The organism is Streptomyces sp. NPDC096136 (assembly GCF_044763325.1).
In the GTDB taxonomy this organism is placed as follows: Bacteria; Actinomycetota; Actinomycetes; order Streptomycetales; family Streptomycetaceae; genus Streptomyces.
In genome coordinates this window covers 16,321-27,950 of the sequence record NZ_JBIWFZ010000006.1, presented here as the reverse complement: position 1 = coordinate 27,950, position 11,630 = coordinate 16,321, and the positions used below count along the sequence as shown (strand labels likewise).

The 11,630-nt window shown below is 76.4% G+C and carries 6 protein-coding genes; 4 read left to right on the top strand and 2 right to left on the bottom strand.

Annotated elements, in window-relative coordinates; all coding sequences use genetic code 11:
• The first annotated feature begins 257 nt into the window (after nucleotides 1–257).
• On the top strand, nucleotides 258–1,607 hold the full coding sequence (locus ACIRBY_RS14605; RefSeq protein ID WP_403900625.1) for a tetratricopeptide repeat protein: 1,350 nt from the start codon (nucleotides 258–260) through the stop codon (nucleotides 1,605–1,607).
• Between the two features lie 105 nt (nucleotides 1,608–1,712).
• On the opposite strand, the gene ACIRBY_RS14600 is transcribed toward ACIRBY_RS14605, so the two are convergent.
• A complete protein-coding gene (locus ACIRBY_RS14600; protein ID WP_403900623.1) occupies nucleotides 1,713–1,988 on the bottom strand; it encodes a hypothetical protein in 276 nt (91 codons plus the stop codon).
• A gap of 384 nt (nucleotides 1,989–2,372) precedes the next feature.
• Between ACIRBY_RS14600 and ACIRBY_RS14595 the strand changes: the two genes are divergently transcribed.
• Together ACIRBY_RS14595 and ACIRBY_RS14590 are read left to right on the top strand one after the other, a co-directional pair.
• On the top strand, nucleotides 2,373–3,134 hold the full coding sequence (locus ACIRBY_RS14595; RefSeq protein WP_403900621.1) for a hypothetical protein: 762 nt from the start codon (nucleotides 2,373–2,375) through the stop codon (nucleotides 3,132–3,134).
• A 450-nt stretch (nucleotides 3,135–3,584) separates the two neighbouring features.
• Nucleotides 3,585–5,096, top strand: coding sequence for a hypothetical protein (locus ACIRBY_RS14590; protein ID WP_403900619.1), 1,512 nt, complete (start codon nucleotides 3,585–3,587; stop codon nucleotides 5,094–5,096).
• Between the two features lie 36 nt (nucleotides 5,097–5,132).
• Here the strand turns inward: ACIRBY_RS14590 and ACIRBY_RS14585 are convergent, their stop codons facing one another.
• Nucleotides 5,133–6,605, bottom strand: coding sequence for an esterase/lipase family protein (locus tag ACIRBY_RS14585; protein WP_403900617.1), 1,473 nt, complete (start codon nucleotides 6,603–6,605; stop codon nucleotides 5,133–5,135).
• 59 nt (nucleotides 6,606–6,664) lie between these two features.
• Between ACIRBY_RS14585 and ACIRBY_RS14580 the strand changes: the two genes are divergently transcribed.
• Nucleotides 6,665–11,452, top strand: coding sequence for a hypothetical protein (locus ACIRBY_RS14580; RefSeq protein ID WP_403900615.1), 4,788 nt, complete (start codon nucleotides 6,665–6,667; stop codon nucleotides 11,450–11,452).
• Nucleotides 11,453–11,630: the final 178 nt, after the last annotated feature.

The following is an 11,630-nucleotide window of genomic DNA, read 5'->3' as shown; positions in this document are numbered from 1 at the left end:
CATTCTCCGGGCGCCGGACGCACCAGCCTTGCCGAGGCGCGCGGGCACCGGGACGAGAGGCCCGCCAAACCACCTGTTGGTGTTGTCCGGACCGCCGACCCTGGACCGGCCGGCCGTCATCACGTCGAGGGGCACGGGGCGGAGGCATGGGACGGGGCGCGAGACGGGGGCGGCGGGGCGGGGCAGCGGGCCAGGTCAGGCCAGGTCACGTCACGTCAGGCCAGGCCAGGCCAGGTCAGGCCACTAGGGTGCGGCCCATGGACGCTGCCGTACTCGACCGCCGGACCCGCACGCACCAGGAGTGCGTCCCGCCCGACCTCGTCGAGCGCCTCCTCGCCCTCGGCCACGCCGACGCCGTGCGCGCCCAGGCCCTGGCGGAGGACGGCGACTGGTTCTGCGCACGGGCCTGGGCACGGCTCCTCGCCGGGCGCGGCGATACTCCGGGCGCCCTCGCCGTGCTGGCCCCGTACGTAAGGACGGGCTGGTACACGGCGGCGGAGGAAGCCGCCCGTCTGCTGGACGCGGCGGGCCGCGGCGACGAGGCCCTCGACCTGCTCCGCCCCTTCACCGAGGACGGAGAGCGGTCCGCGCTGCGCGAGCTGGCACGGCTGCTGGCCCGCCGGGGCCGGGCCGAGGAGGCGTACGCGGTACTGCTGCCGCACCTCGGGGACTGGTACCTGGCCGGGCCGATCGCGGACCTCGCCGTCCGACTGGGCCGGGGCGACGCGTTCGCGGGAATGCTGGCGGAGCGGATCGCGACGGACCGCCCCTGCAGCCGGTGCGGGGGCCGGGATTGCCCGCGCGAGCCCGAACCCTCCCACGCGGTGGCCCTCCTGGCGTCCGTCCGCGAACGGCAGGGCCGCACGGACGAGGCGCTCCAGGTGCTGTACGCACACGGCTCCGCCCCGGTCAACGACCGGGACCCGCTCGCCGAACTCCTGGTGCGGCAGGGCCGGATCGACGAGCTCCGCACCTACGCGGCCGACGGCGAACACCCCTCGGCGGTCCGCCGGCTGGCGGAGCTGCTGGAGGAGCGGGGGGACGTGGCGGGCGCGGTCGACCTCTACCGGGCCCACGTGCGGCACCCCCTCGGACACGCCGAGTCCCTGCTCGCCGAGCTCCTCGCCCGGCACGGCCGGGGCGACGAGGCCATCGAGGTGCTGCGGGCGCGGGAGACGTCCGACGACTGCACGCTGGACCTGCTGTGCCGGCTGTTCGCCGCCGGGGGCCGGGCGGAGGAGGGCCTCGCGCACCTGGACGCCCTCAAGGCGCGCCGGGGCAAGGAGGAATGGGAGCTGTTCCGGCTCCGCGGCCCGCTGCTGGCGGCCTGCGGGCGGCTGGACGAAGCGGTGCGGCAGGCCGGTGCACACCCCGAGGGCAGGAGCCCGTACGCGGTGGAGGAGCTGGCCCGCCTCCTGGCCGACCACGGCCGACGGGAGGAGGCGGTCGCCCTCCTGGACACCGACCGCGTGCAGCACGGCCGCACCCTGGGCCCGCTCCTGGTGGACCTGGGCCGCATAGAGGAGGCCATCACCCTCCTCCGCACCCCACTGCCCCAGGTCCCCCCGCCGTCCCCCGCGGTCTACAGCGACTACCCACCCTTCTAGACCGCTTGTTTCAGACCATCGGATCGCGGTCTGGCGTGTCGTCGACCGACGCCCAGTGGGCCGTATTGAGCCGCATTGAGCCGTTGCCCCGGTCGCCGCGTCGGCCTACGGCGTGACGGACGCTGCGGCGACCGCGCGGGGCAGGGCGCGGATCCGTGCTCCCGCGTACACCGCCGTCTCGCCGGGCAGGATCAGCAGCCCGGTCTCCTCGTCGGCCCAGGCCGTGGCGACGGGCCGTACCTGCACGGCCGCGCCTTCGGCGCCGGCCAGGTAGACCATGGGGTCGACCTCCCAGCCGTGGCCGGCCAGCCAGGCCTCCAGCTCGGCCGTGTCGGCCGGTGTCGCCCGGCGCGGCCACACGTGGCTGCTCTCGATGTCCATGTCCGTCCCCCTGTCGTGGCCGGGTGCCCCCGGCAACTGGGGATCCTGCCAGCCGCCACCGACAGCGGTCCTGCCATTTTCTCCAGACCCCGGCATGACGTCTGCCGGGCTCTGCCAGATCCCGCGATCGACGCAGTCGTCCGTGCCTCCATCGACCCCGCGCTGCTGCACCACACCGCGCAGGCGCTGCGCCGGCTCCTGACCGCACTCGCACACGACAGGGTCGGCACACCGGCCGGTTGAGGCCCGGGCCCGAGCGACGTCCGAGGGGTTCACCGGCGGACACCCCAGAGCGGCCACAAGACCACTGCACGTCCCCAGCACGGCTCCGGGGCCCTCTCCCCGAGCCGGACCCCACACCACTCCACGGTTAGCATCTGCCGCATGTCCACGACACCGCCGGCCAGCCCTGCCCCGTCGCCCCCTGGCCCGTCGTCCCGTGGCCTGCGCATGCGCGAGACCTTCCGCACCGTGGTGGCCGACCACTTCGCCGACGGGGCGGCCCCCGTGCACGCGGAACTCGTCTTCTCCGACGCCCCTTTCGACTCCGACGACGAGTTCCTGTGCGACTTCTACAACGAGATCCTGCACCAGGGCACCTGCGACAGGTACACCCAAGACGGCGTGCCCCTCCTCGCCGTGCTCGCCACCGACGACCGGGTTCCGCCGTACGAGCGGATGTCGCTGGTCGGCCTGTTGTTCCGCATCGCGACCGTGGCCGGGCGGGACGAGGCCGAGTGCTGGCCCCAGCCGCGCTCCTGTGGGAACCCCGCCGCCGAGGCCCGCGCCCGCGCGGCCGTCCGGGAGGCCGTTCCCCGGCTCCTGGCGCGGTGGGAGGCGGAGCCCGTCATCGTCCGCATGCCCCTGACGGCCATCGCCGCGGCCTTCCCGACGACGGAGGCGGCGCAGGCCCTCCTCCCCGAGCTGCGGACACTGGCGGGCCGGTACCGGGGCCGGACCCTTCCGGGGGACTACGTCCGGCTGGCGGGCACCGTCATCGGCAGACGGGAGAACCTCCTCACCGCGGTCGAGGTCCTCACCAGCCAGTACTGGAGCCCCACGGTCAGGTCGGCTCCCCTCCCCGGCCGGGCGATGCACCTCCTGCGGCAGATGCTGGACCGTCTCCTGTCCACCGCGAGGGCGTGATGCCGGGGCCCTGGCCGGCCCGCGCCCAGCGGTGATCGTTCCATCTGCCGTGCGGGACACCTGACGGACCCCGGTACGGGCGTGCCGGGGAGCCTGCGGCGGTACGGTTCCCGCCCCGCACGCCTGCGCGGAGCCCATCGCGTCCTGCCTCCCATCCGCGCCACGACGGCCGGAACCGTCCCCTTCGCCCTCGCGCGTATCAGCCAGCGCCAGCCCGCCAGAGCGCACTTTGATGCCATGTTCCGGCCACTTCGCCTCCACTTCGGTCGGAACATTTCACTCCGGTACTAGCGTTCGAACCCTGCTCGTCGCCCCGCGCAAGGGCCGGCCGACGGGCCCGACAGTCCGGTGGGTGTCCCGGCGGAAGCCGCCCCGGGGCACCCACCGCTCCACCGCCGGGCGGAGGAGAATCCCGGGCCCGTCCCGCGGTGCGTGCAGCAGGATGGCGCGATGGACCGCCTGCTGCTCGGCCTCGCCGTGAACCCCGCCCTCCCCTCCCACCTGGTCGACCGGCTGATCGGCATCGCCGACGACGACCTCGCCCGGGAGCTGGCGGAGCGCGCCGACCTGAACCGCGCCCAGGTCCGGGCGCTGGCGGCCCGGTCCGAGGGGGCCGCCGTCCGGCTGGCCCACGACGGCCGTCTGCGGCCGTCGGACGTGGACCCGGCCGCGCAGCCGCTCGCCGCGCTCGCCCTGATCGACACGGGGGCCGGCCCGCCCGAGTGGGCCCGGCACTTCGCCGCCGCTCCGCTCGTGCGGCACCGGGAGAAGCTGGCCGAGTGCCCGGGGCTGCCGCAGGACGTGGCCCGCCGCCTCGCCGACGACCCCGACCTCGCGGTCGTCACGGAGCTGGCCTTGTGGGCCCCGGCCCGGCTCGCCGCCGAACTCGCACACCACCCCCACGCGGAGGTCCGCCGCTCGGTCGCCGGCAACGAGGCGACACCGCCCCACCTGCTGACGGCCCTGCTCACCGGTGAGGGGCTGCCTCCGGCCCGGTCCTGCCGGGTCTGCGACCAGGAGCGGGTGCCGTTCGTCCACCCGCCGGAGTGTCCCCGTACCGATTGCGCCCTGCTGTCCGGGGACGCCTGCGACGGATCCCACCAGTCGGCCGTGCACGAGGTCCGGTGGCAGGCGCTGCACAACCCGGCCACCCCGGCGGCGGCCGTGGCCCGGTTCGCCGGGCACCCTTCGGCGCTGCTGCGCGAACCCGTCGCCGCCCGCGAGGGCCTTCCGCAGCCGGTCTACGCACGGCTCGCCCAGGACCCGGTGCCGATGGTCCGCACGGCGCTGGCGAAGAACCCGTCGATCGACGGGGCGCTGATGCGCGAGCTGGCGCAGGACCGCGACCACGACGTCCGGCGCTCCCTCGCGCACCAGCCCCGCCTGCCGCTGGACCTGCTGGCGCGGCTCGCCCCCTCGGTGAAGCCCGGCCCCGTGCCGCTCCCGCGCATCGCCGCGGCCACCCGGACGGAGCTCGCCGCCCTCGCCTCTTCGGCGGAGCCGACCGTACGCATGCTGGTCGCCCTGCGCCGGGACCTGCCGGACGGCCTGCGCGACGCGCTCGCCCGCGACCGCGACGCGAAGGTGCTCAAGGCGATCGCCCCGCACCCGGGCCTCACCGAGGCACAGCTGCTGGCCGTGATCGACCGTCACGGTGCCCGCGTGGCGGTGAAGGCCGCCGCGAACCCCGACGCGACGGCGGCCGTCCTGGAGCGCCTGGCCCGGCAGGCGGGCCCGGCACGGAAGGTGCTCCGTGAGATCGCCGTCCATCCGAACGCACCGCTCCCGGCCCTCCTCGCCTGTCTGGCGGACCCCCGGGCCCGCCCCCTCGCCGCCGCGCGCCCCGAGCTGCCCGGAGCCGTCCTCGTGGAGCTGCTGGCCGACGAGGACGGGCGGGTCGCGGCGGCCGCCGCCGCCAATCCCTCCCTCCCCGCCGACGCGGTCAGGGCGCTCCTGCCCTGACCGCGCGGCGCCCCGCCGGCCGGCGGGCCGGAGGGATCAGTCCTCCGCCTCCGCCACCTCCTGGCCCGGTTCCGCGGCCATGACCAGCTGGGTGATGTCGAAGCCGTCCTGGGTGCGGACCTCGATGCGGTACAGGCCCGGGGCCGGGGCGGTCGCCGGTGCGGTGGCCACGCCGTCCTCCCAGACCGGTGTCAGCGGCACGGGCCGGTCGGGGTGGGCGAGGTCGGTGAGGCGGCAGGTCAGGGACGCGAGGGAGTCGATCCCGGTGAGGCGGAGCTTCCACGGGCGGCCGGCCTCGACGAGGTCGGGCGCCGTCAGCCCGCAGCCGGCCTCGCCCTGCGGGGGGCCGGGGTTGATGTCGCCGCGCAGGATCTCCGTGACGGTGTCGAGTGCCGTGCGCGCCTTGGCGACGTCGCCGTGCTGGAGGGGGAGGTGGGTGACGATGTCGGTGAGGACCGCCGACTCCTTGTAGACGGTTCCGTCGCCGTGGACCCGGAAGTAGCGGACGCGGTCGTGGCGGTCGCGGATGAAGGTGCCGTCGGAGTTCTGCCGGGCCCCGTCGAGGTGCGCCTCGACCGTGCCGGCCGTGATGGTCAGGTTCTGCCAGGTGGGCTGGTTGACGCCGATGACCGAGCGGTGGCCGGGCAGGGCGATGTGCTGCTGGCCGTAGTGGAAACGGGCCGCCCTGCGGGCCAGTTCCGCGCTGCCGCCGATCGACTCGACGTCGCTCGGGGTGAGGTGGCGTACGTCGTCCCCCGCGCGCAGGCTGCGGTACTGCGGCAGCAGGTCGTGCAGGCCCGGCATGGTGGCGCAGATCGCCCGGAGTTTGCGGTGCGGCAGCCGTACGGGGGCGCCGCGGCCGGTGGCGAGGATGACGGCCGCCTTCACCGAGCCCTGGAAGGGCGTGCCGAGGGTGACCACGCCCCGGGTGTCGGCCTGGAGGTCGCCGTCGTAGCCGGGGTCGAGGGCCGCACGGGTGACGAGGCCGCCCATCGAGTGGGCGACGAAGACGAGCCTCCCCTCCCGCTGGTCCGTGCGGTGGCGTCGGGCCTCGTCGTGGGCGGCGTGGCCGCGCCAGTCGGTGAGGTGGCGGCGCGCGGCGTCGGCCAGGAGGCGGCCGTTCGTGGCCACGGGCAGGCGCCAGTCGTAGGCGAACTCCAGGATCGCGGCGTCGTCGGCGACGCTGGTGCGGATCGTGTCGACCAGGTCGGTGTACGGCTCGCTGCCCGCGAGGTACGGGGTCCACGCGGAGTGCCTCAGGAGCCCGGTCGCCGCGATCCGGCCGGTCTTGCCCTCCAGTTCGTCCTCGGTCATGGCCAGGGGCTTCAGTCCGGAGGGCGTGGTCCAGGCCTTCAGCAGCCAGGAGATGCCGCCGATGCCCCAGACCTCCTTGTGGCTGGTGGTGTCGTAGAGGGTGCTGCCCATGATGCCGGGGACGACGACGACCGCGTCCTGGGTCACGTACTCGGGTAACTCCCCGGCCCGGGGCCGGTTCTGCTGCTCGTTCATGGGAGGGAACAATAGGGACCGTGGACGGGCAGCGGGGCGATATCGGCTTAGCCGGTGCGGTGGAGGCGGCCGCGCCGGCGGCGGTGGCCGCGCCGGTCGCGGGCACGCTGTTCGTCCTGCCGATGGAGGACGGTACGCCGGCCCTGCGGGACTCCTTCCGCGCACAGCTGGATGCGGTGGCCCTGTGGTGGGAGCGGCCGCCGCCCGACGGCCCGGGCTTCGTGAAGGTGGCGCCGACGCAGCCGGTGGCCGACCGCCACGGCGTCGAGCGCTTCCTTCAGGAATCGGGGATCCGGAGGGCGGAACCGGACGTTCCGCTGGTGCTGTACGTGACGGGGCACGGGCTGACCTCGCCCTCGGCGAAGCACTTCGCGGTCCTGCGGGAGACCCGGACCGGCCGGCTGCTGGCGACCGGGCTGCGGACGACGGAGATCGTCGTCGCCGCGCTCGACTCGCACGCCCGCGACGTCCTGGTGATCGTCAACATGTGCGAGTCCGCCGACCTGGGGGGCGAGCTGCTGGAACTCGCACGGGACCTGTCCGCCGAGCGCACCCGGACCGCCACCCTGAACGTGCTCACCACCGCGGCGCCCAAGACGCGGGTGCTGGGCGGGGAGTTCGCGCTCGTCCTGCGCCGGGCCCACGCGTGGCTGGCCACGGCCGGGGGGATCGCCCGCCCTCACCTGACGATGGGCGAGTTCAGCCGGGCCCTGTCCCGGGCGGCGGAGGCGATCGGCGCGGAGCTCGGCCGGCCCCTGTCCGTCGACTGCCGCCCGCTGCTGGCCGGCAGCCTGCACGTGCCGACCCCCGCCCTGCCGAATCCGGGGTACCGGCCGGAGCCGACGGTGGTGGAGGAGGTCCGGCGGGAGGTGGCGGCGGCACCGAAGGACCTGGAGCACTGGCTGGAGAAGGCCAGCGGCCGCACCGGCGCCGAGGACACCGGCTGGTACTTCTCGGGCCGCAGGGACCTGAACGCCGCGGTGGTCTCCTTCCTGGCGGGTCCGGCCGGGGTACTGGTCGTCACCGGCATCACGGCGAGCGGGAAGTCGGCCGTCCTGGGCCGTGCGGTGACCCTGAGCGACGCGCGGTTCAGGCGGTCCGCCCTGTTCGAGGCCGCCGTCCGGCACTGCCCGCCGGAGACCGTCCCGGACGAGGGCGCCGTGGACGTCGCCGTCACCGCGCGCAACCGGGAGGCGCTCGGGCTGCTGAAGGCCATCGCGCAGAAGCTGGGCGCCACTCCCGACCCCTCGGGCCGGGACCAGCTGGGCCGCTGGCAGCTGGGGCTGCGGAAGTTCCTCGGGGCGACAAGCCGCCCCGTCACCATCGTGGTCGACTCCCTGGACGAGGCCTCCGACCCGGCGGCGGTCCTGCACCAGGTCCTGGTCCCCCTGGCCGGCCCCGCGCCGGGCGGCACCGTACCGCCCCAGGCCGGCCACCCGCACGGCGGCGAGGACCCGTCGCCGGCCGGGCGTGCGCCGACCGGCGACGGGCCGGCGGCCGGGGATCGGCCGGACGACACCGCCCCGTGGCGCGCCGGCCACCCGCCGACCGGCACCGACTCCGCGGCCGGGGATCCGCCGACCGGCACCGCCCCGTCGCCCGGCGGTGCCGGGACCGTGCCCGGCCGGGGCCGGGTGCGGTTGCTCGTCGCCGTGCGCAGCAGCGATCCGGCCGGCGGGGCGCAGGGCGGCGGCGGGCAGGACCTCCTGGGCCGGCTGCGGGAGGCGTTCGGCGGGGCGGCCGTGCTGCGCACGGACGGCCCGGAGATGCGCGCGGACGTCGAAGGGTACGTACGGGCCCTCCTGCACGGGGAGACCCTCTGGGCGGGACGCGACCTGGACGGGGTGGGGCGGACGGTGGCCGGCGCGGCGGGACGGTCCTTCCTCGACGCCCGTGTGGCGGCGGGCCAACTGCGCACCGAGGGGCCGGGGCTGCTGGCCGACCCGCACTGGCTGGCGCGGCTGGGCGAGGGCACGACCGGGCTGCTGGAAGCCGACCTGGCGGGGGCGGCCGAGGACGGCCTGGCGGCGGACGAGGCGCTGGCCCTGCTGCGGGCGGCGGCGTTCGCGCAGGGCCGCGGCGTCGCCTGGGGCGAGGTGTGGCCGGCCGTCGCCTCCGCGGTCCTCGGCCGACCCCTCACGGACGCCGACGGCAAGATCCTGGTGCTGCTGGGAGGCCGTCTGGCGGGGTATCTCACCCATGACGTAGAAGAGGACCAGCGGGTCCACCGGCCGGCGCACGAGCGGCTGGCCGCGGTCCTGCGCGCCTGGCCCGCCGCCGGCGCCGCGCCTGCCGGGGGGATGGGAATGACGAGTGCTCAGGACGGGCCCGACGACGATACGACCGGGCCCGGCACCGCGGACCGCGCGCGGCAGGACCCGTACGCGCGGCAGGATCCGTACGCGCAGCAGGACCCGTACGCGCAGCAGCAGGAGCCGTACGCGCACAAGGACGAGGACGACGCCGCCGTGCACGCCCGCATCGCCCGGGCGCTCGCCGATCTGGCCGCCCCGCACAGCGCCGGAGCCTCCGGCGGCGCCCCGCACCCGTACGTGCGCCGGTACCTCGCGCACCACGCCCGCCTCGGCGGGGTCCTGGACGACGCGCACGTGCCGCCGGAGGTCCTGCCGTGGCTGACCGGCAGCCCCGTCCGCGGGCTGCTGGGGCCGGCCCGCGGGCAGGAGGGCCGGCTCTGGCTGGAGGCGTGGGCCGCGGTGGAGCCGTACCTGCACCGGATCGACGACCACCCCTCGCGCCTGGCCAGCCTGCACCTGGCGTACACGGCCCTGCGCTTCCCCGGTCTGGCGCGCCCGCCGATGCCCGAGGAGGAGACCGGGCCGGCCCGTCCCTCCCCTCCGGGGGCGCCGCTGACCGTGCTGTGGTCCCAGTGGGCGCCTGCCGTCAACGTCCTGGCCACCCTCGGCGCCACGGTCCGCTCCCTCGCGGCGCTGGCGGCGCCCGACGGACGCGCGGCCCTCGCCGCCGGCGACGAGAACGGCGGCATCGAACTCTTCGACGCGGTCGAGGGGACGGCGCTGGGCGAACGGATCCACGCCCACGGCGGGGCCGTCCGCCGGCTGCTGCTCGCCCCGCGCCCCGCGCAGTCCCCCCTGCTCGTGTCCGGCAGTGCGGACGGCACCGTGCGCCTGCGGGACCCCGCGACCGGCCGGCTCGTCGACCAGGTGCACCGCCCCGGCGGGATATGGATCGCCGACGTGTGCGCGTACCGCGACAGCCGCCACGAGCTCGCCGTGCTCAGCGTCAACGGCAACGGTGAACTGGTCTGGTGGAACGAGCGGATGGGGCCGCAGGAGCTGCTGACCCTGCCGGGGGACGTGCCGCGTACGGCGGCCGTCTCCCTGGCGGTGGTGGAGGACCCGCCCGGCCGGATCCTGCCGGCCGTCGCCGACGGGACGGAGCTGGCGTTCCTGGACGCCGCCTCCTGGGCCGAGGTGGCACGGTTCGAGCTGCCGGCCCCCGTACGAGTGCTGGCCGCCACCACCCGGCCCGGGACGGTCGCGGCGGGCCACGCGGACGGCAGCGTCACGCTCTGGGGCACCGACGGGCCGCGCTCCCCCCTCACCGGCGCCCCCGGGCCGGTGACCGGCCTGGCCGCCCTCACCCTGGACGGACGCCACCTCCTCGCCGCCGCCGCCGGCAACGACATCGCCGTGTGGGACACCGCCCTCCAGGAGCCCCCCGGGCTGCTCGGCGGGCACACCGCCCCGGTGACCGCGCTCAGCCCCGTCTCCTCCCCCGACACCGGGATCCTCGACACCGGGATCCTCGCCTCGGCCTCCACGGACGGAACGCTGCGCCTGTGGAACCGGGAGGCCCTGCGCCGCGCACTGGACGCCGCGCACGCACCGGCCGCACACGCACCGGCCGCCCCCGCACCGACCGGCGGAGCGCTGCTGACGCGGGACGCGGGCGACGCGCACGGCCCGTCCTGGTTCGCGCTGAGCGGCGGCGTCCCGCACGTCGACGTCCGGGACATAGACACGGGGGACGCGGTCGCCAGGATCGACACCGGCCGGCCGGCGACGGCCCTGGCCTGGGCCCGGCGCGGGCGGGGCCGCGTCCTGGCGGCGGCCGCGGGCGCGGACCACACCATCCGGCTGTGGGACGCGGACACCCGGCAGGTCCTGCCCGACGCCCTCGAAGGCCACGTCGACCACGTCCGCTCCCTCGCCGCATGGACCACCGCGGAGGGCCGCGGCCTGCTGCTGAGCGGCGGGGACGACCACACGGTACGGCTGTGGGACCTGGAGCGCCCGGGCCCGCTGCGGAAGTGGAGCGGACACGGCATGCGGGTGCGGGCGGTCGCGGCCGCCGCGGACGGGACGGGCCGGGACTGGCTCGCCTCCGCCGGATCCGACGGCACCGTACGGCTGTGGGACGCGGAACACGGGCAGCTGGGCGCCCCCCTGCGCTGCGCCCAGGGCCTGCTCCACGCCGTCGCCCTCAACCCCCGGCCGCTCGGCGGCCTCCCGCCGCATCTGGCCAGCGGCGGCGACACGGGCACCGTACGGCTGTGGGACCTGCTCGGACACCGGCCGCTGGGCGGTCCGCTGACCGGCCACACGACGGCCGTGCGGGCCCTGGCCGCGTGGAGCACGGAGGGCCACGGCAGCCTCGTCGCCGCCGGAGCGGCCGACGGGACCGTCCGCGTCTGGGACGCCGGCACCGGCCGGTGCCGACTGTTCCTCGCCACGGGGAGCCCGGTGCGCAGCCTCGCCGCGCACCCCGCGGCAGCCGACGGGCGCGTGGTCCTCTCCTTCGCCGGGGACGCCGGCGCCGCCGCCGTGGAGCTCGACCTCGCACGGTGCGGAAGGGGCGGAGCCTGACCGCCGCCCCCGCATGCGCCCCCGTGCTCCTTCGTGCGCCCCCGTGGACCACCGCAACCCTGTCGCTTCGGTCGTACCCGCGCATGAAAATGATCGTTCGGCATGTGTCACGGACCGGAACTCCGCGCGGAAGCCCCCGGCCCGTCACGCACCGCCGGCTCCACCCGTCCATCACGCA

Bases quoted from the DNA above. Each gene is read 5' to 3' on its own strand.
- ACIRBY_RS14595 (WP_403900621.1), top strand. From the start codon at position 2,373: ATGTCCACGACACCGCCGGCCAGCCCTGCCCCGTCGCCCCCTGGCCCG.
- ACIRBY_RS14600 (WP_403900623.1), bottom strand. From the start codon at position 1,988: ATGGACATCGAGAGCAGCCACGTGTGGCCGCGCCGGGCGACACCGGCC.
- ACIRBY_RS14590 (WP_403900619.1), top strand. From the start codon at position 3,585: ATGGACCGCCTGCTGCTCGGCCTCGCCGTGAACCCCGCCCTCCCCTCC.
- ACIRBY_RS14585 (WP_403900617.1), bottom strand. From the start codon at position 6,605: ATGAACGAGCAGCAGAACCGGCCCCGGGCCGGGGAGTTACCCGAGTAC.
- ACIRBY_RS14605 (WP_403900625.1), top strand. From the start codon at position 258: ATGGACGCTGCCGTACTCGACCGCCGGACCCGCACGCACCAGGAGTGC.